The organism is Nocardioides islandensis, from assembly GCF_015352455.1.
In the GTDB taxonomy this organism is placed as follows: domain Bacteria; phylum Actinomycetota; class Actinomycetes; order Propionibacteriales; family Nocardioidaceae; genus Nocardioides; species Nocardioides islandensis.
Window position 1 is genome coordinate 365,051 of sequence record NZ_JADKPN010000002.1, and the last position, 22,009, is coordinate 387,059.

Sequence of the window (22,009 nt, forward strand, 5' to 3'; positions counted from 1 at the left end):
GTCAGCCGACGTACTGGATCGAGGTGAAGCCCAGCGGCAGCGTGATCGGACCGCCGTCGAGGTCCAGCAGCCCATCCGGGGTCCTGGTGTAGAGCGTCGAGCCGTCCGGCGCCGACACCAGCGCCGTCGCCTCCTGGGCCTGCGCCACCCGCTCCTGGGGGCCACCCGCGCCGTCGACGGAGATCGTGGAGACCTGCCAGACCTGCTGGGTCAGCCGGTGCAGCACCGCGACCTGGGTCGGCGAGCGCCAGCCGATGTCGAGGATCCGCTGGGTGTCGCCGCTGCTCCACGAGACGGCGCGCGAGGCGGCGACGCCGATCACCGCACCGGCCGAGCTGTGCCGGATCCGGGCGATGCGGAGCTCGTCGCGCTCCGCTCCCCGGACGACGGCGACCAGCCGGGTACCGTCGCGCGACACGAGGAAGCGCTTGACCTGGCGGCCCGTGATCCCCCGGACCTCCACCTGCGTCGGGACCGACCCACGGGTTGCGTCCAGGTAGCTGACCAGCGCACCGGAGGTGGTCCGGTCGACCAGCCACATCCGGTCACTGAAGTCCCACGCCGGCCGCAGCAGCTCCGTGGCGTCGCTGACGACCGGCACGACCGGGTGCTGGTCGTCGTTGACCGAGCCGCGCAGCACGGTGTGACGGTCATCGACGACCGCCGCGGCGTACGTCGCGGTCAGGCTGACCCCGACCGACTCGATGCCGCCCAGGGTGCCGAACGGCCCCTCGACCGGCTGGAGGTCGCCGGCGGTGTCCCCGGCCTCGAGCAGGCCGCTGCGCAAGCCGTACAGCTGCCCGCTCGCCTGCACCTCGCTCGGGTTGAACTCGGAGCCCAGGTCCACGCTGAAGGTGTTGCTGGAGCCGGTGAAGGAGACCGGGTTGCCGCCGATCGAGATCGTGAAGCCGGAGAGGCCCAGGTCCTGGTTCAGCGTCCAGGCGAACTGGTAGACCATCAGCTTCGCCTCTTCGGCGGTGAGGCTCTGGGTGCCGTCGAGGTCGATGGCCGCCACCTCGCGCGCGTCGACGGGCACCGAGAGGCCCAGGGTCAGCCCATCCGGCACGAACGAGCGGACCACGTCCTCCAGCCGTGGCCCGGGGCCGTCGAGCAGCGCCTGCACGAGGGCCGGGATGCGCTGGTCAGCGGGCACGAGGACCGGTTCGGCGACCAGGATGCTGGCGGTCGGGTCGAAGTAGTAGACCGACGAGGCGACGTAGTGGGCCTGGAACCAGTCGTCGGGCACGACGAACGAGTTCGGCGCCGAGGAGATGCGCCACTCGCTGTTCTCCTCGACCAGGGTGAAGTGCAGCTGAGGGCGGCCGTCCCCTCGTTGGCCGCGCCACGCGCCCCGTGAGTCGATCCAGCGGGCGCCCTTGAGCCGCACCGTGATCGTCCCGCCGTCGCCCTTCTGCGTGGAGGGGCCGTCGTAGGTGATCGTGCGCTTGGACGGGTCCCAGCTCTGCTGCTCCTCGGTGGTGAGGAACTCGCGCGCGACCTGGAGGCTGACGGGGTACGCCGTCATGGCCAGGAGGAAGCCGTTGACGATGTTCTGCGGGGAGTCACCCTCCTGCGGAGGTTGCGCGCGTCGCTCGACGCCCGCCTCGGGCAGGGCCGGCGCCTGCGGGTCCGCGGTCACGACGGGACCGGCGTCCGGCATGCCGACACAGGCCGTGGTGGTGGCGGCCAGCGCCAGCAGGGCCGCGACCAGGGCGAGGGGACGGCGTACGGCGGCGCGCATCAGCCCACCGCCTCCCGGGCGTCGACGGGCACCAGCGGCAGCGGGCTCTGCCGCAACGGCGCGCCCGCCCGGCGTGGAAGGGTCAGCCGGAACTGCGCTCCCTCGCCGATCCGCCCCCACGCCTGCAGCCACCCGCCGTGCAGGTGGGTGTCCTCGAGCGAGATCGACAGGCCCAGGCCGGTGCCGCCGCTCGTCCGGGCCCGCGCGGGGTCGGCCCGCCAGAACCGGTTGAACACCATCGCCGACTCCCCCGGCCGCAGCCCGACGCCGTAGTCGCGGACCGCGATCGCCGCCGAGTGCTCGTCGGCCGCCACGTGCACGACGACGTCGCGGCTCACGCCCGAGTCGCCCTGGGCGTGGTCGATGGCGTTGGTGACCAGGTTGCGCACGATCCGCTCCACCCGGCGTACGTCGGCCTCGGCCAGGCAGGGCTCGTCGGGAGCGTCGACCACCACGTGCGTGAACCGCTGCTGCGCCAGGACCTGGGTCTGGTCGACGACCCGGCGCGCGACGTCGGTGAGGTTGACCTCGTCGAGCTCGAGCACCGCCGCACCGGCGTCGAACCGGCTGATCTCGAGCAGGTCGACCAGCAGCGTCTCGAACCGGTCGAGCTCGGTCTGCAGCAGCTCGGCGGCGCGTGCGGTGACCGGGTCGAAGGACCGCCGGGCGTCGTGCAGGACGTCGCCGGCCATCCGCACCGTGGTCAGCGGCGTGCGCAGCTCGTGGGAGACGTCGGAGACGAACTGCTGCTGCACGCGGCTGAGCTCCTCGAGCTGGCGGATCTGCCGCTGGAGGTTGCTGGCCATCTGGTTGAAGGAGGTGGCCAGGCGCGCGAGGTCGTCCTCGCCGGAGACGCGAACTCGCTCCTGGAGCTGGCCGGCCGCCAGCCGTTCGGCCACGCGACGGGCCATCCGCACAGGGGTGACGACCTGGCGGGTGACCAGCCACGTGATGCCGGCGACCAGGGCGAGCAGCAGCAGCGCGGCGGTGACCAGCGCCCGGGTGACCAGGCCCAGCGTCTCCTGCTGCTCGGTGAGCGGGAACAGGAAGTAGAGGGTGTAGTAGTCGGCGTCGGCGGGCAGCTTGATCTGGGTGCCGACCACGATGCCCGGCACCGAGGCATGTCCCACCTGGCTGATGCGGGTGTAGGTCCACGCGGTGTCGGCCACCTCGCCGAAGTGCTGCCGCAGGGAGACCGGCACGCTCTTGTCGACCTCGAGGCCCTCGGTGTAGATCGCCCCCTGGTCGAACTCGGCCGTGGAACCCAGGGCCTGGGGTGAGACGACGGTGAATCCGCGGGAGGCTCCCCGGGCGATCAGCCCGTTCACCACCTGGGTGCGCTGGTCGTTGGCCGTCGTCGAGGCGCTGAGGGACCCCTCGAGCTGGCGGTTGGTGTCGGCGACGACCGTGTTCACCTCGGTCAGCACGTTGTCGACGCGGTGGTCGAGCAGGCCGCGCTGCGTCTGCTGGAGCAGCAGCCAGCCGACCCCGCACACGACGACGGCCGAGAGCACGACGGTGCTGACGACGACGCGTGCCTGGATGGACCGTCGCCAGAACGTCAGCGCGCGGTGCCAGGTGCGGGGTCTCGTGGAGGTGGCCATGGGCGGCCCTCGGGGCCTACGCGGTCCCGGCCTTGTAGCCGACGCCGCGGACGGTCACGACGATCTCGGGGCTCTCCGGGTCGTGCTCGACCTTCGAGCGCAGCCGCTGCACGTGCACGTTGACGAGCCGGGTGTCGGCGGCGTGGCGGTAGCCCCAGACCTGCTCGAGCAGCACCTCGCGGGTGAACACCTGCCACGGCTTGCGCGCGAGGCAGACCAGCAGGTCGAACTCGAGCGGCGTCAGGTTGATCTGCCGCCCCTCCCGGGTGACCGAGTGACCGGCCACGTCGATCGAGAGGTCGCCGATCGCGAGTGCCTCGTGGTCGGTGGTGTCGAAGCGGCGTACGCGCGCCCGGATCCGCGCCACCAGCTCCTTGGGCTTGAACGGCTTGACGACGTAGTCGTCGGCCCCGGTCTCGAGGCCGACGACCACGTCGACGGTGTCGCCCTTGGCCGTCAGCATCACGATCGGCACGCCCGACTCGGCGCGGATCTCCTTGCAGACGTCGATGCCGTCCTTGCCCGGGAGCATCACGTCGAGCAGCACCAGGTCCGGCCGGAAGTCGTGGAAGGCGTCCAGCGCCAGGTCTCCCCGCGGGCAGATCCTGCTCTCGAAGCCCTCCTGCCGCAGGACGATCATCAGCATCTCCGCAAGGGACGCGTCGTCGTCCACGACGAGGACCCGGCCCTTCGAGGCGAGGTCGGTGCCGTTGGTCATGCCGCCAATCTTGCCAGCGAAGGGTTCGGAATCCGGCCGTACGGCGACACGCAGCCGCTCGGGCCGCGTCAGCTCGGCGTACGTTCCCTGAACGCGGGCGAGATCAGTACCTGTACTCGTCGGACTTGTAGGGCCCCTCGACCGGGACGCCGAGGTACGACGCCTGGGTGTCGGTCAGCTCGGTGAGCTTCACGCCCAGGGAGTCGAGGTGCAGCCGCGCGACCTCCTCGTCGAGGTGCTTGGGGAGCACGTAGACGCCGACGGGGTACTCCTCGGGCTTGGTGAACAGCTCGATCTGGGCCAGCACCTGGTTGGTGAAGGAGTTCGACATCACGAAGCTCGGGTGACCGGTCGCGTTGCCGAGGTTCATCAGGCGACCCTCGGAGAGCACGATGATCGAGGTGCCCGGCTTGTCGTCGGTGCCGGGGAAGGTCCACACGTCGACCTGCGGCTTGACGTTCTTGCGCTCCGCGACGCCCGGGGCCTCGAGGCCGGCCATGTCGATCTCGTTGTCGAAGTGGCCGATGTTGCCCAGGATCGCCTGGTGCTTCATCCGCGACATCTGGTCGACGGTGACGACGTCCTTGTTGCCGGTCGCGGTGATCACGATGTCGGCGATGCCGAGGACGTTCTCCAGGGTGTCGACCTGGTAGCCGTCCATCGCGGCCTGCAGCGCGCAGATCGGGTCGATCTCGGTGACGATCACGCGGGCGCCCTGGCCGCGCAGCGACTCGGCGCAGCCCTTGCCCACGTCGCCGTAGCCGCAGACGACCGCGACCTTGCCGCCGATGAGGACGTCGGTGGCGCGGTTGATGCCGTCGATGAGCGAGTGGCGGCAGCCGTACTTGTTGTCGAACTTGGACTTGGTGACCGAGTCGTTGACGTTGATGGCCGGGAAGAGCAGCGAGCCTTCCTTCATCATGTCGTAGAGGCGGTGCACGCCCGTGGTGGTCTCCTCGGTGACGCCCTTGATCTCGGCGGAGATCTTGGTCCAGCGGTCGGTGCTCTCGCCGAGGCTGGCGTTGAGGACGGCGAAGATGACCTTCTGCTCGTGGCTGGTGGCCGTCGTCGGGTCCGGCGCGACGCCGGCCTTCTCGGCGTCGAGGCCGAGGTGGACCAGCAGGGTGGCGTCACCGCCGTCGTCGAGGATCATGTTGGCGAACTTGCCGTCCGGCCACATCAGGATCTGCTGGGTGCACCACCAGTACTCCTCGAGCGTCTCGCCCTTCCACGCGAACACCGGGACGCCCGCGGGGGCGTCGACCGTGCCGTTCGGGCCGACCGCGACGGCGGCGGCGGCGTGGTCCTGGGTGGAGAAGATGTTGCACGAGGCCCAGCGGACCTCGGCGCCGAGGGCGACCAGCGTCTCGATGAGGACGGCGGTCTGGATGGTCATGTGCAGCGAGCCCGCGACACGGGCGCCGGACAGCGGCTTGGAGTCCCCGTAACGCGCACGCATCGCCATCAGGCCGGGCATCTCGTGCTCGGCGAGCTGGATCTCGGTGCGACCGAAGTCGGCGAGGGACAGGTCGGCGACCTTGAAGTCCATCTGGTGTCTCCTTGTGAGGCGTGGAGTCAGGTCTGCGCCGCGCATCTGCGCGTTGTTGGGATCTCCCACGCGGACATCGGCAGCGTAGGCCCGCAGTCCGGCGAAGGTGGAATCCTCGAGCGCGTCCTCACGCCCCTCGCGTCAGTGCGCGGCGGCCTGCCTCCCGGGCAGCGGAAGCACGTGCACGACGGCCACGACGACGGCGCCCCAGACGGCCCCGATCGCCAGGGAGACGGCGGTGTTGACGCACCAGCCGAGGGCCGCGCCGACGCCCTCCACGGCGTGATGCACCTCCTCCTCCCAGTGGTGGACGCGGTCGTAGGGCCAGTGCCAGCCGAGGTCGTCGACACCGACCAGGAGGATGTGGCCGCCGACCCAGAGCATGGCGGCGGTGCCGACCACGGAGATCACCGCGAGCAGGCGCGGCATCGCCTTCACCAGGCCGCGGCCGATCCGCTGCGCGGTCGCCGAGGTCCGCTCGATGAGGTGCAGACCGACGTCGTCCATCTTCACGATGAGCGCCACCACGCCGTAGACGAGGATGGTGATCGCGACCGCGACCACGAGCAGGATGATCGCCCGCGAGACGAACGCCTCGTCCGCCACCTCGTTCAGCGCGATCACCATGATCTCGGCCGACAGGATGAAGTCGGTACGGATGGCCCCGGCCACCATCGGCCCCTCGTGCTCCGGCCCGAACTGCTGCTGCGGGGTCTCGTCGGCCTCCTGGTGGCCGCCCCGGCCATGGGTCAGGCGCTCCCAGACCTTCTCGGCCCCCTCGTAGCAGAGGTAGGTGCCGCCGAGCATCAGCAGCGGCGTCAGCGCCCACGGCAGGAACTCGCTGAGGAGCAACGCAGCGGGCAGGATGAAGAGGATCTTGTTGCGCAGCGAGCCCTTGGCGATCTTCTTGATGATCGGCAGCTCGCGCTGCGCGGCCACGCCGGCGACGTACTGCGGCGTCACGGCCGTGTCGTCGACCACGACGCCCGCGGCCTTGACGCTCGCGCGGCCCGCGGCCGCACCCACGTCGTCGGCGGACGCGGCGGCCAGGCGGGCCAGCGCCGCGACGTCGTCGAGCAGCGCGAAGAGACCACCGCTCATGGGCTGTCCAGGGAGGTCACGGTGTCAGCCTAATGAGCGCCGGCGAGGCGTCAGTCGCTGACCAGCCCGATGCTCAGGTACTCCGCCGCGTAGCGGCCGCTGAGCAGCAACGACGCGTAGCGGGCCACCTCCGACGTGGCGTCCGCCTCGACGACCTCCGTGCGGACGCCGTGCTCGTTGGCCGTCGCCATCAGCCGCCCACGCAGCTCCCGGACCACCGCGTCGTCGGCGCCGTCGTCGAGGACCACCAGCACCGGGCGCAGCTCGGCGGGCTCGTCGGTGAAGGGGTCGTCGAAGACGTCGCGGGGCTGCGTGGCCTCGATGACGGGCAGCAGGTGCTCGGCGTCACCGGCGATGGCGGTCCGGCCGCTGGCCCGGCGGATCGACTCCGCGACGCGGCGCGCGGCGCGGGCCGCCAGGACCGAGCCGCCCCAGACGACGGGGTTGGCATCGGCGAGGGCGATGGCCAGGATCTTCGCGGGGTTCACCGCGATGTCGCGGTGCGGGGAGCAGGAGAACGCGACCCGGTCGAGCGCGTCGGCGACCTCCTCGTGGTCGGCGGGCGGGCCGAGGTCGACGCGGTCGAGGTACTCGAGGACCACGACCGCGGTGGCGAGCTGGTCGCGCGAGGCCGACGGGAGGACCGTGCTCCAGCGGCCCGCCGCGTGGTCGGCGACCAACGAGCGTTCCGGCGCCGCGACGACGACCTGGCAGCCACGGCGTACGGCCTCGGCCACGGCGGACGCGGTGCCCACGTCGCCGCCGTCGGGCGCGAGGACGACTACCAGGTCCAGGCCGCCGGCCCAGCCGGGCAGGCCGGGGTTCGGCCAGGCCACGAACGGCACCGGGCACCACGGCTCGATGGCGGCGCGCAGCAGCCGGGAGTCCGGACCCGCCGCCACCACGGCCCGCGGCCGGTCCTGGTCCCGCGCGATGCCGACGGCCTGGGCCAGCGCCGCCTCGGCCTCGACGGCCTCACGCCGGACGCGGGCGCCGGACTCCGCGAGCGCCCGGAGGCGCAGGTCCGCCTGGGCCAGCGCCGTCTCGTCGTCCAGCCGCGACTCGTCGAACCAGGTGGCCATCAGGCCGGCTTACGAGCCTCGTCGACCAGCAGGACGGGGATGTCGTCGCGGACCGGGTAGATCAGTCCGCATCCTGTGCAGACCAGCTCCTCGGTGCCGTCCTCCAGCTGCGCGTGGCAGGCCGGGCAGACGATCAGCTCCCGCAGGGCGGGGTCGATGTTCATGCGCTCCTCCTGATCCGGGCCAGCACCTCGTCGCGCACCCGCTCCATCGTCTCGCGATCCTTGCCCTCGGCGTTGAGCCGCAGCAAGGGCTCGGTGTTGGAGGGGCGCACGTTGAACCACCAGTCGTCGGTGGTGACGGTCAGCCCGTCGAGGTGGTCGAGGGTGACGCCGTGGTCACCGGCGTACGCCGCCTCGATCTCGGCCGTCACCGCGGCGGCGTCCGCGACGGTCGAGTTGATCTCGCCGCTCAGGACGTACCGCTCGTACTCGGCCGCCAGCGCCGACATCGGGCGGTCGGTCTCCGCCAGTGCGGCCAGCGTGTGCAGCGCGGCCAGCATCCCGGAGTCGGCGCGCCAGAAGTCGCGGAAGTAGAAGTGGGCGCTGTGCTCGCCACCGAAGACCGCGTCGGTCTCGGCCATCGTCGCCTTGATGTAGGAGTGCCCCACCCGGGTGCGCACCGGCGTGCCGCCGAGCTCGGTGACGATCTCGGGCACCGACCGGCTGGTGATCAGGTTGTGGATCACGTTGGCGCCGGGGTGGCGGGCCAGCTCGCGGGTCGCGATCAACCCGGTCAGCGTCGAGGGCGAGACGGCCTCGCCCCGCTCGTCGACGACGAAGCAGCGGTCCGCGTCGCCGTCGAACGCCAGCCCGACGTCGGCTCGCTCCTCCACCACCCGGGCCTGCAGGTCGCGGAGGTTCTCCGGCTCCAGCGGGTTCGCCTCGTGGTTGGGGAAGGTGCCGTCGAGCTCGAAGTACAGCGGCACCAGGTCCGCCTGCTCCTCGCCGATCGCGTCGAAGACCGCCGGGGCGGTGAGGCCGGCCATCCCGTTGCCGGCGTCGACGACGACCTTGAGGCGTCGCCCGGTGACGGGCGCGAGCGACAGCAGGTGCGCGACGTACGCGTCGAGGAGGTCGACCTGCGTGATGGTGCCCGGCGCCGACGCGGTGGGGGTGTCCCCGGCGATCGCCCCGTCACGGATCTCGGCCAGCCCGGACTCCAGCCCGATCGGCTGCGCGCCGGCGCGGCACAGCTTGATGCCGTTGTACTGCGCGGGGTTGTGGCTGGCGGTGAACATCGCGCCCGGGACGTCGAGGTGGCCGGAGGCGAAGTACAGCCCGTCGGTCGAGCAGAGCCCGATCTGCACCACGTCGGCGCCGGCCGCGGCGGCTCCCTCGGCGAACGCCTGCGACAGTGCCGGCGACGACGGCCTCATGTCGTAGCCGACCACGACCTTGCCGGCGCCGGTCTCCGCGACGAACGCCGCGCCGGTACGCCGCGCGAGGTCCTCGTCGAGCTGGTCGGGCACCGTGCCCCGCACGTCGTACGCCTTGAAGATGGCGCGCGCGACGTCGGGGTCCACGGTCATGCTCGAACCCTAGCCAGCGTCAGTCGGTGGTGAGCATCCGCAGGTGACCCTTGCGAGCCACCTCGCGGCCGGTCTCGGCGGCCGGGCGGGTGACGGTCACCGGAGCGGGTCGCGCGGCCTCGCGCACCGCGTCGGCCAGGGCCAGCAGGTCGTCGGTGGTCGGGCCGGCGGCCGCGGGGTCGGCGGCCAGGCGCAGGACGTCCCAGCCGCGCGGGGCGCTCAGCCGCTCGGCGTGCAGGTCGCACAGGTCGTAGGCGTGCGGCTCCGCGTAGGTCGCCAGCGGGCCGAGCACGGCGGTCTGGTCGGCGTAGACGTAGGTGAGCGTGTGCACCGCCGGCCGGCCGCAGGCCGTGCGCGAGCAGCGGCGGGTGAGACTCACGTCGCCGACCGTACCCGGCGACGCCGACGTCGAGGATTAGGCTCGCGGCCATGGCACAAGCGGGTCGTCGGGCCGGCGTCCGGGACCGCCGCGGCCGCGGCATGCGCGGGCCGGCCATCCTGCCGGAACGGCCCGGCGAGCCGATGCTGCCGACCCCGCGCGAGCGGTTCGACGACCTGGTGCTCGACCTCGTCGGCGACCTCGAGAACCGATGGGCCGGCCGGCTCGGCCTGGTCGAGTACGCCGTGGAGGACGCGCCGCAGATCCCCGACGACTGGTCGTCGGGGACCGTGCCGCTCTCGTCGCTAGTGCGCGGCAGCGGTGGCCAGCCGACGCGGCTGGTCCTCTTCCGGCGCCCCATCGAGCACCGCAGCGAGACCCGCGCCGACCTCGAGGCCCTCGTGCTGACGGTCCTGGTCGAGCAGGTGGCCGAGCTGCTGGGCATCGAGCCGGGGGACGTCGACCCGAGGTACGACCCGGGCGACTGACCGCTCGCCCACGTTCAGGCCGAACAGATCGCGGCGGCCGCGGCGGCGTAGGCGAGCGCCTCGCCCTCGAGGTCGTCGAGGCCGACGCCGGCCGTCACCCGCTCGTGCGTGGTCCAGAGGCGGAACAGCATCGCGCGGGCCACCGCCGGGACCGGCACCCCCAGGTCGTCGAGCAGGCGCGCGTCGCCGCCGTACCAGCACAGCGCGTCGGCGACGAGCACGCCCTCGGCGTACGCCGGCGGCCGCCAGTACGGCGAGACGTCGATGACCGCAGGGTCGAGCTCCTCGGCCAGCAGCACGTTGCCGCCGAGGTCGGCGTGCACGACCTGGGACTCCCCCAGCGGCCGGCAGGTCCTCTCGAGCAGGGCCGCGGTGGCCGCGAGCGGGGCGACCGGCTCGGCCGCTCCGGCCGCGCCCCACGCCCGGCGGTCGGCCCGGGCCCACCAGCTGTCGCGGCGGTCGATGAAGGAGGGGCGGCGCAGACCGGCGACCGAGCGGTGGAAGGCTCGTCCACCCTCCAGGGCGAGCGCCCAGCGCTCGGGCGTCGGACCGGCCTCGGGGACCGAGGTCCCCTCGACCCACCGGCTGGCCGCCCACCCGTCGACCACCCACGAGCCGTCGACGGCGGCCAGCGCCTCGGCCATCCGGTAGCCCCGCCGCTCGACGCCCGCGACCTCCGTGCCGAGCCAGGCCTGCAGACCGTGGTCGGTCTCGGGCTTGAGCACGACGTCGTCCACGACCCAGGTGGGAGCGACCAGCGGTCGCGGCTGGTTCGCCAGCCCGAACGCCGCCAGCACCGTGGGGGTCGGGGGCGGTCCGGTCATGGCAGGGCGGGTCGTACGTCGGGCACCAGGCCCGTGCGCACCAGCTCGTGCAGCCCGGTCACCGAGGCACCGCCGTCCTCGACGACCAGCGCGCCACGGACGGTCGTGCCGGACGGCGCCACGTCCACGAGGACGGTCTTCGCCGGAAGCTTCACCCGGGCCGTGGTCCCCGGCTTGAGGTCGACGGCGATGACCTTCTCCCCACCGCCCTCGAGGTGCGCCGTCACCTGGGCCGAGCCGACGGAGTCGCCGCTGAGCGCGACCGTGCCCCGGCCCTTCGGGCCCAGCTCCGGCAGCAGCACCTGGGTCGGCTCGGTCACCGGCGGGAGCGGGACGGCGTGCGAGACGTCGCCGCCGACGAAGGAGCGCAACGTCGCGGTGACCGGGTGGGTGGCCTCGACCTGCACGCCGAGGGCGCCGTCGTCGACGGCCTTGCCGAGGATCGCGCTGAGCGGGACACGGACGACGGTGCCGGGCGGCACCCGTACCTCGTCCAGGCCGCGGGGCTCGAACGCGGAGTCCTGCGTCACGACCTTGATCGTCGCGCGCACCTCGTCGTCCCCGTCGTTGGCGACGACCAGGGCCCGGGTGCCCTGGCCGCGGGGCAGGCCGAGCATGGTCAGCTGCTGCGCCGGCAGCTGCGGGGCCAGCCAGTCGGTGCCCGCCTCGCCGCGGCCGAGCTCGTCGAAGGTGTCCACGGCATGGACGCCGAGCCGCCCCCGCGAGACCTCGACGTGCGCGGCCAGCTCACCGCGCAGCGGGATCTCCCGGGAGAGGTCCAGGCTCAGGCTGCGGCCGCCGGGCACGGTGATGCCGCGCAACGACGGCGCGTCGACCGGCCCGCGCGGGCCGATGACGGTGATGTCCGCGACCGCGGGACCGGGGTCGGGGTTGACCAGCTCGATGACCGAGGTGTGTCGCGCGGCCGCGCCGAGCCCGGTGAACCACTGGTCGGACTCCGGGACGCGGCAGGACACCGCCGCCGGACCGGCGTCGAAGCGCGCCGACACCAGCCCGGCTGCCATCTCGTCGACGGCCCGCACGACCAGGGGCCGCTTGCCCGCATCGACGGTGACGGGAGCGTCAGAGGGGACCTGGACCGGGGTGGGTACGTCGGAGCCCGCCTCGGTCACCTCGACCGGACCGGAGGCTCCCTCGGCGCTGGCGACGGCGACCTGCCCGGCCTTGCTGAGGCCGCCGGGGCAGGTCTGGATGGCCAGGTTGAGGTCGGTCTCCCGCGGCGGGTGCGTGGCGTCGTCGGGCTGCGGCTCCGACACCAGCGACAGCGCACCGACGGTGAGGGCGGGGAGCACCACGGCGAGGACGGCGGTCAGGTTGAGGCGCGCGCGCAACCCGCGCGCGACCCGCTCGGGTGGCGGCAGCGCCATCCGGCGACCCCGCGACTGCTGCCGGCTCACGAGTCCGCCTCCTGCCGCTTGATGCCGGTACTCGGCGCCGACAGCACCAGCACGACGACGATCGCGAGCCCCTGGACGGCGAGCAGGACGACCCGCACCCACGACGCGTCGCCGTCCAGCGCGTGCTCGTCGACGGGCCGGCTGACCTGCCAGGCCCGGGTCGACCGGTCCTCGGCGCTCGCCTGGTCGAGTCCGCCCGACGCGTCGAGGCCGGCGGCCACGACGCCGTCGGCGGGCGACGGCAGCACGATGTACTGGATGCCCTGCTCGGCGAGCCGGGCGACCACGGCGGCCCGCGGGCGGGACGTGAGCGCCTGGACGGTCGCGTCGAAGTCGGGGTCGGGCTTCGTGGCGGCGAGGATCTCGTCCTCGCCGATCGTCACGCCGTCGCCGCGACGCACGGCGTACGTCATCCCGTCCTCGACGCTGCCGCGGATGACGAGGATGCCGTGGGCGGCGCCGCGCTCGGCGTCCTGGACCATGTAGGTCGGGATGCCGGTGTCGCGGTCGTCGGTCAGCTCACCGGGTCCCTCGAGGACGAACCAGGCCAGGCCGAACACCGGCACCACGGCGGCCAGGGCCGTGAGTGTCACCGGGACGAGCTTGCGGATCGTCGTACCGGTGCGGCGCGCGCGGGTCGCCAGGCCGTGGATCGCGAGGAACGCCGCCACCACGAAGGCCCCGCGCAGGACCACGAGGAAGAAGCCGAGCCCCGGCCGGGCCTCACCGACCGGGAGGGTCAGGCTCACCGCGCCGAGGGCGGCCGAGGTGACCGCCGCGACGAGCGCGACGATCCACACGACCAGGACCGGGATGCGGGAGCGCGACGGGACGAGCGCCAGGACCGCCATGACTGCCAGCGCGACGCCGAGCCACCAGGGCGCCCCCAGGTCGCCCGGCAGCCGACCGCCGAGCAGGTCGCCGAAGTCGAGGGCCGGGTCGGGCAGCCGACCGGAGTCGAGCAGCAGGCTGCGGCCCGCGCCGTACCGGACCGCCGGCAGCCACCACGGCGCCAGCAGCACGGGCACCGACACGATCGCGGCCGAGGGCGGGCCCCACACCGAGCGGTCGCGCATCAGCGCCGGGGCGATCGTGAACCCGACGCCGATCATCGCCACGCCCAGGGCGGCCGCGAAGAACCAGGCGACGGGCGTGAACGCCGCGACCAGCGCGAGCAGCAACCCGGTACGCCAGGCCGCGCGCCACCGCCGGTCGCCCTCGGGGTCGGCGAAACCGAGGGCCGCGTGCCCCAGCCACGGCAGCACGGCCGTCACCACCACGATGCCGAGCCGTCCGTCACCCCAGGCTCCGCTCACGACGGGCACGAGGGCGTACGTCGTGGCGGCCACCGCGAGCAGCCACCGGGGTGCGCCCGCAGCGTCGCTGAGGTGGCCGACCACGCGCAGGAACCGCCAGGCGCCCCAGAGCGCGACCGGCACGGCGAACAGCAGGATCGAGGAGATGGCCGCGGTGACGCTGCCGCCGAGCACGGTGGACAGGATCGCGAGCGGGAGCACGTACGCCGGCGCCGGGATGGCCGTCCCCTGCCCGAGCGCGTGCCAGGACTCGGTCTGCAGCCGCCACAGGTCACGGGCCTGGTCGGGAGCGGCAGAGAGGCCGCCGCCACTGACCGGACCGATGGCCTCGCGGGCGCCGAACAGCACGAGCAGCACGAAGACCGCGACGCCGAGCGCGACCGGGTTGGTGAGGAAGCGGGCCACCACGCCGGTGTCGACCGCGGGAGCGTCCTCGTCCTCCACCGTCGTGCGTCGTCGTGGGGTGACGGGGTGGTCGGGCTCGGCCGCGGCGGCCGCCGCGCGACGGCGTTCGGCGACGTCCTGGGCCTGCAGGGTCAGCGCCGTGACCAGGTCGCTGACGGCGTCGAGACCGTGGCGGTAGGGCAGCCATCGCGGCGCGAGCAGGGGCCGGACGTCGTGGGCCTGCGCGGGTCGTCGTTGCCGTCGCTCGCGGCGGGCGGCCAGCACCTGGCGCGGCGAGCCGTACAGGGAGACCAGAGCGGCCAGCTCGTCGAGGGCCTGGCCGACGGCCCGGACCAGCAGGAAGCCGAGGACGCGCAGCAGGGTCCCGAACCCGAGCCGGACCACCTGCCAGGGCAGCGAGCGGGTCGAGGCGTTGGCGAGCAGCGTGTACAGGGCGGCCCGGCGCTCCTGGTAGTGCGTGTGCCGGCCGGTCAGCGGGGTACGGCGGACGCCGCGGTGCGCGGCCTCGACGTGGAAGACCACCGCCGAGGGCACCACGATCGTGCGGTGCCCGGCCGCAGCGGCCCGCCAGCCGAAGTCGATGTCGTTGCCGAACACGGCGAGCTGACGGTCCAGGCCGCCGAGCTCCTCCAGCACCGAGCGGCGCACGAGCATCCCGGCGGTGTTGACGGCCAGCACCGTGCGGATCTCGTCGTGCTGGCCCTGGTCGTACTCCGCCCGCTCGAGGCCGGTCTCGCGGCGTCCCGTGGCGGAGATGGTGACGCCGACCTCGAGCAGCCGGCGCAGCGAGGGCCACTCGCGGAGCTTGGGGCCCAGGACGTCGGCGTCGGGGTTCGCGTCGGCCGCGGCGAGCAGCTCGCCCAGCGCGTCGGGGGCGGGGTTCGCGTCGTCGTGGATCAGCCAGACCCAGTCCGCGTCCGCGATCTCGGCCAACCCGAGGTCGACGGCCTCGGGGAAGGTCGTGGAGGACGGGGCCCGGACGACGTGGCCGAACGCCTGCTCGAGCAGGTCGGCCGACGCGTCCTTGCTGCCGGTGTCGACGGCGTGCACCGCCGCGGGAGGCACCCGCTGGGCCTGGATGCCCCCGATCACCGACGGCAGCCACCGGGCGCCGTCATGACTGACGACGAGCGCGACGACGCGCTCTCCCGGGGCCGGATTCACGGGGGTTCACGCTAACGAGGGACTGATGACCCGACGAATCCGCGCAGGTGAGGCATGACTCTCACCCGCGCTCGCGACGGCGAGCGAAGCGAGCGGTGCTACACCGCTTTCTTCTTCAGCTTGCGACGCTCGCGCTCGGAGAGTCCGCCCCAGATGCCGAACCGCTCGTCGTTCATGAGGGCCGACTCGAGACACTCGTTGCGCACATCGCAGGTGAGGCAGACCTTCTTGGCCTCACGGGTGGAACCGCCTTTTTCGGGGAAGAACGCCTCCGGGTCCGTCTGGGCGCACAACGCGCGCTCCTGCCAGCCCCCGTCCTCGGCGTCCCCGTCGAGGAGAAACAGTTCTCTCACGGCACTCGCCCTTTCGACCCGGTTCTCCGGCCCCCGACTCTCTGCCGGTGGTGCCGGAACAACACTGTGGGAATTACATGCCTGTCGTACACCGGAAGTCAAGCCCGCGTCTGGTATATGCAGAAACCCGATCCACCGATCCTGGGGGTGGTCCAGACCGCCGGAAACCCCTGCGGCAGGCTGTGCGCCATGCCCAGTCCGGTGTCCAGTCCGGTGTCCGGTCCGGCCACTCGCATCACCGTCTTGTCCGGCGGTGTCGGTGGCGCCCGGTTCCTGCAAGGACTCTGGCACGGCATCGAGCAGAGGCTGGTTCCGGGGGTCTCGCCGGACGCCCGGGTGACCGTGGTCGCCAACACCGGCGACGACTGGTGGGTGCACGGGCTGAAGATCTGCCCCGACCTCGACACGGTCATGTACACCCTCGGCGGCGGCATCGACCACGAGCGCGGCTGGGGCCGGCGCGAGGAGACCTGGCACGCCAAGGAGGAGCTGGCGGGCTACGGCGTCGAGCCGACCTGGTTCGGCCTGGGCGACCGTGACCTCGCCACCCACCTGGTACGCACGCAGATGCTGGACGCCGGGTACCCGCTCTCCCAGGTCACCGACGCGCTCTGCCGACGCTGGCTCGAGCCGACGTACGGCGACCGCGTCCGGCTGCTCCCGATGACCGACGACCGGATGGAGACGCACGTCGCCATCGCGGACCCCGACTCTCCGAGTGGCCGCCGGGTCGTGCACTTCCAGGAGTACTGGGTGAAGCTGCGCGCGCAGGTCGCTGCCGAGGCCCTGGTGTTCGTCGGGCTCGAGGAGTCCTCGCCCGCGCCCGGCGTCATCGACGCCATCACGGACGCCGACCTGGTCGTCGTCCCGCCGAGCAACCCGGTCGTGTCCGTCGGCACCATCCTCGGGGTGCCGCGCGTGCGCGAGGCGCTGGTGGCGACGCGGGCCCGCGTCGTGGGCCTCTCCCCCATCGTCGGCGGGCACCACCTGCGCGGCATGGCCGAGCAGCTGCTCACCACGATCGGCGTGGAGGTGAGCGCGGCCGGTGTCGGCCTGCACTACGGCGCGCGCTCCGACGGTGGCGTGCTCGACGGCTGGCTGGTCGACGAGGGCGATGTCGCCGACGTCCGCCGGGTGACCGAGGCCGGCCTCGCCTGCCGGGCCGTCCCGCTGCTGATGACCGACCTCGACGCGACCGCCGCGATGGCCGCGGCGGCGGTCGACCTGGTGTCGTGACCCTGTCGGTGTGGGCGCCGGACGGCGCGCCCGGGGTAGGTGAGGGCGACGACCTGGCCGCCATGCTCGTCGGGCTGGTCGGCGCGGGCGGCCTCGAGGACGGCGACGTCGTCGTGGTGACCAGCAAGGTCGTCGCGAAGTCCGAGGGCCGCGTCCGGGCCGGCGACCGCGCCGAGGCGATCGCCGAGGAGACGGTGCGGGTGGTCGCCCGCCGCGGCGGCACCGCGATCGTGCGCACCCGCCAGGGCCTGACCATGGCGGCGGCAGGGGTGGACGCCTCCAACGTCGAGCCGGGCCAGGTCGTGCTGCTGCCCGTGGACCCGGACGCGTCGGCTCGCGGGATCCGCGCGCGGCTGCACCAGCTGACGGGTCGGGTCGTCGGCGTCGTCGTGACCGACACGGCCGGTCGCGCCTGGCGCGAGGGGCAGACCGACATCGCGGTCGGCGCCGCGGGGCTCCTCGTCACGCAGAGCTTCGCCGGGCAGGTCGACGGCTACGGCAACCCGCTCGCCGTGACGGCGCCCGCCGTGGCCGACGAGATCGCGGGCGCTGCCGAGCTCGTCCAGGGCAAGCTCGGCGGCCGGCCCTTCGCCGTGGTCCGCGGCCGTGCCGACCTGGTGCTGCCCGCCGGCGAGGAGGGTCCCGGGGCGGTCGCCCTCATCCGGCCGGACGGCACCGACATGTTCGGGTACGGCGCGCGGGAAGCGGTCATGCACGCCCTCGACCAGGACGGGGACCCCGGCGCCTTCGGAGCTCCGATGCCGGCGGCCGAGCTACGGGAGCTCCTGGACACCTGGATCCGGACCTGGGTCCAGGTCCAGGGTGACGAGATCCTCGTCGAGGACGTCGAGGGTCCCCGTCAGCTGGCGGTCGTCGTCGCGGCGTACGCCCACGGGTGGGAGGTCGCGTCCCGTAACGATTCGAGCGTCCGCCTCCGGCCGTCTGGTCCCTTTACGTAGACTCTCCCGACGTTCCCCCTGTCTGTAGCCCCCTCCTGAACCCGCGAGGACCCCGCACGTGGCGAAGCAAGCCAAGACCGACCGTCAGGCGGTCATCGAACAGATCCGCAGCCAGCAGAAGAGTGCTGAGAAGCGCCGCGGCCTGGCCATCGTCGGCGTCTGCGCGGTCGTCGCGCTGCTGATCGTGGCCCTCGCGGCGTACCGGCCGATCAAGAACTGGTGGGACCTGCGGCAGTTCCGAGACGTGGCGCTCGACAAGATCGGCGCCCCGGCGTCGGTGTGCGGCAAGGAGACGACCAAGAAGGCGACCGGCAACCAGCAGCACGTGCCGGACGGCCAGGCGATCTTCTACGACGACGCCCCGCCGGCCTTCGGCGAGCACTACGGCACGCCCGACCCGATGACCCGCAAGCTCTACACCGAGGGCGACCGGCCGCAGCTCGGCACGCTCGTGCACAACCTCGAGCACGGCTACACGATCCTCTGGTACGACCAGAGCGTCGCCGACGACAGCGACCAGATGAGCGAGCTGCGCGGCATCGCCGACAAGATGGCCGGCACCAGCAACTTCCGCTTCAAGTTCAAGGCCGTGCCGTGGCTCGAGTCCGACGGCAAGGCGTTCCCGAAGGACCAGCACATCGCCTTCACCCACTGGTCGATCGGCGGCGCGGACAAGGACCCGAGCGGCGACGGCCAGGTCGGCGTGTGGCAGTACTGCAGCTCGGTCTCCGGGGCGGCCCTCAGCGACTTCATGATCAAGTACCCCTACATGGACTCGCCCGAGCCCAACTCGATGTGATGTCCGCGCTCCCTCCCCTGCCGGCGTCGGTACGGCGGGTGGCCGTCGTCAGCGGGTACTTCAACCCGCTGCACATCGGGCACCTCGACATGATGGAGTCCGCCCGCGCGCTGGCCGACGCCCTCGTGGTGATCGTGAACAACGATGCCCAGCAGGTGATGAAGAAGGGCAAGGTCATCACCGACGAGACCGACCGGCTGCGCATCGTCAACGCCCTCCGCGTCGCGGACGCCGCGCTCGTCGCGGTCGACGAGGACGGCTCGGTCGCCGCGTCGCTGGAGGTCATCCACGCGGCGTACCCCGGTCTCGAGCTCACCTTCTGCAACGGCGGCGACCGCTCCCCCGGGGGCGACCCCGTGCCGACCGCCGAGTCCTCGGTCTGCGAGCGCCTCGGGATCACCATGGTCTGGGGCGTCGGCGGCGAGGCCAAGGCCGACTCCTCCACGCGGATCAACGAGGCGCTGGGCATCTGACCCTGCCTCGGGGCCAGGTCCAGGCGTACCGCACGACGAGGGCGAGGAGGATCAGCTCCAGCACGATGCCGAGGCCGTAGAAGTACAGGTAGTTGCCGCCCGCCGCGTTGAAGATCGTGACGGGGACGTAGACGGCGGCCACGGCGAGGTTCGTGGCCCGGCTCGCCCGGGCGGGCAGCGTCATCGACAGCACGATCATGGAGATCGGGATGGCCACGAGGCTCAGCGCCGCCGTCGAGAAGGTCTGGGAGAGGTCGAACTCGAAGACCCTGCCGTCGAGGATGTCTGCGACGGTGCCGGGTGTGTAGAAGTTGAGGATGTCCACGTAGGCGTACAGGAACATGAAGCTCGTCCACGTGGCGGCGAGCTTGGCTCTCACCGGGATCGGCTGCTCTTCGAGTGTGGTGCTGGGCTGGCCTGTGCTCATCGTGGCTCCTTGTGGTCGTGAGGATCGGTAGGTCCACGCTCGCTGGGCCCGGCAGCGTGAGCATCGGCCCTGAGGCCGGATTCGCCCGGCCGAAGGCACGACCTCCGTCTTGTACTTTCGGCGGACCTGCCGAGGCGCGCCGATCCCTAGGCTGGAGCCGTGGTCTCTGTCCGGCACTCCATCTGGCACGAGCCACGGCCTGCTGACGCCCCACCCATCGGTCGTCTCGACTGGCTGCTGGCCGGGGTGTTCGCGACCGCCGCCGTGGTCGAGGGCGTCGTGCGGCCGGGCCTGGTCTGGCGACCCCTGGTGACGGTGCTCGCCCTGGCCCTGGTGCCGGCGCTGCTCTGGCGGCGGGAGCGGCCCCTGGTGGCCGCCCTGGCCGGGTGGGGCGTCGCCGCGCTGCTCTCGGTCCTCCAGGCGACGGGGCACCGCGGGGACCTCGGCCTCTACTCCATGATGGCCGTCCTGATCCTGCTCTACTCCCTGGTGCGGTGGGGCTCGGGACGGGAGATGGTCGTGGGGACGGCGTTCGTGGCAGTCGTCGTCGCGCTGGGGATGTACGTCTCCTCCGCGGGCTGGGCCGACGCCTTCGGCGGGAGCTTCTTCGTGCTGTTGTTCGTCGCCCTCGCGGCGGTGTTCCGATACCGCGCGGACCTCTGGCACCGCCAGCAGCGCGAGATCCGCAACCAGGAGCGGGTGGCGCTGGCGCGCGAGCTGCACGACACCGTGGCCCACCACGTCTCGGCCATCGCGGTGCAGGCGCAGGCCGGTGGCGTGGTCGCCGGGGTCCAGCCCGAGAAGGCTGTCGAGGTCCTGGCCGCGATCGAGTCCGAGGCGTCGCGAACCCTTGCGGAGATGAGGTCCATGGTGCGGGTGCTGCGTGAGGAGGAAGCCGTCGCCTACTCACCGCAGCCGGGTGTCGCCCACCTGCCTGGTCTGGCGCGCGCCGACGCGACGCCGACCGTCGAGGTCCTGCTGGAGGGTTCGTTGTCCCGGTTGCCGCGATCCGTGGACGCCACGCTCTACCGGCTCGCGCAGGAGTCGCTGACCAACGCCGTACGGCACGCCCGGGGCGCGACCCGCGTCGGGATCGACGTACGCCGGGAGGGCGACGCCGTCACGCTGCGGGTCAGCGACGACGGACAGACCGAGCCGGGGCTGGCGCCGGAGCCTGGATTCGGCTTGCTGGGCATGGCCGAGCGCGCCCAGCTCCTCGGCGGGTCGCTCTCCGCGGGACCCGGGCCCGCGGGTGGCTGGGTGGTCGAGGCCGTGCTGCCGGTGGACGCGCCGGCATGAGCATCCGTGTGGTCGTGGCCGACGACCAGGACCTGGTCCGGGCCGGGCTGGTGATGATCCTCGGCGCGCAACCCGACCTCGAGGTCGTGGGGGAGGCAGCAGACGGGCTCGCAGCGCTCGACCTGGCGACCCGGCTGCGTCCCGATGTCCTCCTCGTCGACATCCGGATGCCCGGGCTCGACGGCGTCGAGGTGACGCGGCGTCTGGCCGGGCCGGACGTGCCGGACCCGATGGCGGTCGTCGTGATCACCACCTTCGACCTCGACGAGTACGTCCTCGGAGCCCTCCGCGCCGGCGCCCGCGGCTTCCTGCTCAAGGACGCCGGGCCGGAGCTCCTCGTCCAGGCCATCCACGCGGCCGCCGACGGGGACGCGCTGATCGCCCCCAACGTCACCCGCCGGCTGCTGGCGACCCTCGCCGAGACGGCGCCGGTCGTACCGGTCCAGCCCATCGATCCGCTCACCGAGCGCGAGGAGGAGGTGCTCGCGCTGGTGGCACGGGGCCGGACCAACGCCGAGATCGCCACCGAGCTCTTCGTCGGCCTGAGCACGGTCAAGACCCACGTCGCATCGTTGATGACCAAACTCGGCGCCCGCAACCGCGTCGAGATCGCCATGTGGGCCTACGACACCAGACGCGCGAGAGCCGACTAGGGCGCCGCGCAGTCAGTCCCGCTTCGACCGACGGGTCTGGAGATCGGCATGACGATGAGCGGGCGTTCAGCGTTGCGTCACGATGCGCCGGTCGGGGTCGATCCACAGGAGGAGCAAGAAGCTGGGAACGACCCAGAGACCGAACAGAGCGGTCCCCAAGAACCCGCCGAGAAGGATGGCCTCCCCCACCAGCGCATCCATCGCATACTCCAGCATGGCCATCGCAAGCACCGCGACTGCCCACGCCGCCAGAAGAACCGCCCCTGTGGGAAAGCGCGTGGATGCGATAGCGGGTGCAAAGGCCAAGACATAGGCGGCGCCCAGCACGAGGCCTTGGCCTCCCAGGAGGAAGAAGACGGCCAGGCCAAGAACCCAGAGGATCCCCACGACGCCGAAGGCGACGAGCACCAGCCGGTCAAAGATAGGTAGCTCCGGGTCCACAAGGACAGTATGTCCGCCCGTCCGCTCATGCCCGCTCATGCCCGCTCGG

General features: G+C 72.6%; 22 protein-coding genes. 7 read left to right on the plus strand and 15 right to left on the minus strand.

Going from position 1 to position 22,009, the window contains the following annotated elements:
* Nucleotide 1: 1 nt before the first annotated feature.
* The 9 genes from ISU07_RS07280 to ISU07_RS07320 form a co-directional block, all read right to left on the minus strand.
* A complete protein-coding gene (locus ISU07_RS07280; RefSeq protein WP_194706086.1) occupies nucleotides 2–1,741 on the minus strand; it encodes an LpqB family beta-propeller domain-containing protein in 1,740 nt (579 codons plus the stop codon).
* On the minus strand, nucleotides 1,741–3,345 hold the full coding sequence (gene mtrB, locus ISU07_RS07285) for an MtrAB system histidine kinase MtrB (protein WP_194706087.1): 1,605 nt from the start codon (nucleotides 3,343–3,345) through the stop codon (nucleotides 1,741–1,743). The genes ISU07_RS07280 and mtrB overlap by 1 nt, the downstream gene beginning before the upstream one ends.
* A 16-nt stretch (nucleotides 3,346–3,361) precedes the next feature.
* Entirely contained in the window at nucleotides 3,362–4,063 is a 702-nt protein-coding gene (gene mtrA, locus ISU07_RS07290) for an MtrAB system response regulator MtrA (protein WP_194706088.1), read from the minus strand.
* 103 nt (nucleotides 4,064–4,166) lie between these two features.
* A complete protein-coding gene (gene ahcY / locus ISU07_RS07295) occupies nucleotides 4,167–5,612 on the minus strand; it encodes an adenosylhomocysteinase (protein WP_194706089.1) in 1,446 nt (481 codons plus the stop codon).
* A gap of 141 nt (nucleotides 5,613–5,753) precedes the next feature.
* On the minus strand, nucleotides 5,754–6,713 hold the full coding sequence (locus ISU07_RS07300) for a DUF808 domain-containing protein (protein ID WP_194706090.1): 960 nt from the start codon (nucleotides 6,711–6,713) through the stop codon (nucleotides 5,754–5,756).
* Between the two features lie 50 nt (nucleotides 6,714–6,763).
* A complete protein-coding gene (locus ISU07_RS07305; protein WP_194706091.1) occupies nucleotides 6,764–7,795 on the minus strand; it encodes an SIS domain-containing protein in 1,032 nt (343 codons plus the stop codon).
* Nucleotides 7,795–7,959 (minus strand): Trm112 family protein, encoded by a 165-nt coding sequence (locus tag ISU07_RS07310; RefSeq protein ID WP_194706092.1) that lies wholly within the window; start codon nucleotides 7,957–7,959, stop codon nucleotides 7,795–7,797. Before ISU07_RS07310 ends, ISU07_RS07305 begins: the two co-directional genes overlap by 1 nt.
* Nucleotides 7,956–9,326 carry a phosphomannomutase/phosphoglucomutase gene (locus ISU07_RS07315; RefSeq protein ID WP_194706093.1) on the minus strand — a complete coding sequence of 457 codons (1,371 nt, stop codon included), beginning with the start codon at nucleotides 9,324–9,326 and terminating at the stop codon, nucleotides 7,956–7,958. The genes ISU07_RS07310 and ISU07_RS07315 overlap by 4 nt, the downstream gene beginning before the upstream one ends.
* 19 nt (nucleotides 9,327–9,345) lie before the next feature.
* Nucleotides 9,346–9,705, minus strand: a complete 360-nt coding sequence (locus ISU07_RS07320) for a DUF3499 domain-containing protein (RefSeq protein WP_194706094.1) — start codon at nucleotides 9,703–9,705, stop codon at nucleotides 9,346–9,348.
* A 50-nt stretch (nucleotides 9,706–9,755) separates the two neighbouring features.
* Here ISU07_RS07320 and ISU07_RS07325 point away from each other — a divergent pair, with 50 nt between their 5' ends.
* Nucleotides 9,756–10,193: a metallopeptidase family protein gene (locus ISU07_RS07325; protein WP_228521402.1), complete on the plus strand. Its 438-nt coding sequence runs from the start codon at nucleotides 9,756–9,758 to the stop codon at nucleotides 10,191–10,193.
* Nucleotides 10,194–10,207: 14 nt separating this feature from the next.
* Here the strand turns inward: ISU07_RS07325 and ISU07_RS07330 are convergent, their stop codons facing one another.
* The 4 genes from ISU07_RS07330 to ISU07_RS07345 form a co-directional block, all read right to left on the minus strand.
* Nucleotides 10,208–11,017 (minus strand): TIGR02569 family protein, encoded by an 810-nt coding sequence (locus tag ISU07_RS07330; protein ID WP_194706095.1) that lies wholly within the window; start codon nucleotides 11,015–11,017, stop codon nucleotides 10,208–10,210.
* Nucleotides 11,014–12,435: a DUF5719 family protein gene (locus tag ISU07_RS07335; RefSeq protein ID WP_194706096.1), complete on the minus strand. Its 1,422-nt coding sequence runs from the start codon at nucleotides 12,433–12,435 to the stop codon at nucleotides 11,014–11,016. The genes ISU07_RS07330 and ISU07_RS07335 overlap by 4 nt, the downstream gene beginning before the upstream one ends.
* Nucleotides 12,432–15,320, minus strand: a complete 2,889-nt coding sequence (locus ISU07_RS07340; RefSeq protein WP_194706097.1) for a glycosyltransferase — start codon at nucleotides 15,318–15,320, stop codon at nucleotides 12,432–12,434. Before ISU07_RS07340 ends, ISU07_RS07335 begins: the two co-directional genes overlap by 4 nt.
* Nucleotides 15,321–15,418: 98 nt before the next feature.
* Nucleotides 15,419–15,673 carry a WhiB family transcriptional regulator gene (locus ISU07_RS07345; RefSeq protein ID WP_194706098.1) on the minus strand — a complete coding sequence of 85 codons (255 nt, stop codon included), beginning with the start codon at nucleotides 15,671–15,673 and terminating at the stop codon, nucleotides 15,419–15,421.
* A 189-nt stretch (nucleotides 15,674–15,862) separates the two neighbouring features.
* Here ISU07_RS07345 and cofD point away from each other — a divergent pair, with 189 nt between their 5' ends.
* Genes cofD through ISU07_RS07365 form a run of 4 tightly spaced genes read left to right on the plus strand, consistent with a single transcriptional unit; the run spans nucleotide 15,863 to nucleotide 19,140 of the window.
* On the plus strand, nucleotides 15,863–16,909 hold the full coding sequence (cofD, locus tag ISU07_RS07350) for a 2-phospho-L-lactate transferase (protein ID WP_194706099.1): 1,047 nt from the start codon (nucleotides 15,863–15,865) through the stop codon (nucleotides 16,907–16,909).
* Nucleotides 16,906–17,868, plus strand: a complete 963-nt coding sequence (gene cofE, locus ISU07_RS07355; RefSeq protein WP_194706100.1) for a coenzyme F420-0:L-glutamate ligase — start codon at nucleotides 16,906–16,908, stop codon at nucleotides 17,866–17,868. The genes cofD and cofE overlap by 4 nt, the downstream gene beginning before the upstream one ends.
* A 58-nt stretch (nucleotides 17,869–17,926) precedes the next feature.
* The gene (locus tag ISU07_RS07360; protein WP_194706101.1) at nucleotides 17,927–18,667 is read left to right on the plus strand and encodes a DUF3105 domain-containing protein; all 741 of its coding nucleotides are present in this window, start codon (nucleotides 17,927–17,929) and stop codon (nucleotides 18,665–18,667) included.
* The gene (locus ISU07_RS07365; RefSeq protein ID WP_194706102.1) at nucleotides 18,667–19,140 is read left to right on the plus strand and encodes an adenylyltransferase/cytidyltransferase family protein; all 474 of its coding nucleotides are present in this window, start codon (nucleotides 18,667–18,669) and stop codon (nucleotides 19,138–19,140) included. The genes ISU07_RS07360 and ISU07_RS07365 overlap by 1 nt, the downstream gene beginning before the upstream one ends.
* Here ISU07_RS07365 and ISU07_RS07370 read toward each other — a convergent pair.
* Complete coding sequence (locus tag ISU07_RS07370) at nucleotides 19,118–19,567, minus strand: DUF6326 family protein (protein WP_194706103.1); 450 nt, start codon at nucleotides 19,565–19,567, stop codon at nucleotides 19,118–19,120. The genes ISU07_RS07365 and ISU07_RS07370 overlap by 23 nt on opposite strands.
* Nucleotides 19,568–19,726: 159 nt before the next feature.
* Here ISU07_RS07370 and ISU07_RS07375 point away from each other — a divergent pair, with 159 nt between their 5' ends.
* Entirely contained in the window at nucleotides 19,727–20,866 is a 1,140-nt protein-coding gene (locus ISU07_RS07375) for a sensor histidine kinase (protein WP_194706104.1), read from the plus strand.
* Complete coding sequence (locus ISU07_RS07380; RefSeq protein ID WP_194706105.1) at nucleotides 20,863–21,519, plus strand: response regulator; 657 nt, start codon at nucleotides 20,863–20,865, stop codon at nucleotides 21,517–21,519. Before ISU07_RS07375 ends, ISU07_RS07380 begins: the two co-directional genes overlap by 4 nt.
* Before the next feature lie 66 nt (nucleotides 21,520–21,585).
* Here the strand turns inward: ISU07_RS07380 and ISU07_RS07385 are convergent, their stop codons facing one another.
* Nucleotides 21,586–21,960, minus strand: a complete 375-nt coding sequence (locus ISU07_RS07385) for a hypothetical protein (protein ID WP_194706106.1) — start codon at nucleotides 21,958–21,960, stop codon at nucleotides 21,586–21,588.
* Nucleotides 21,961–22,009 lie beyond the last annotated feature (49 nt).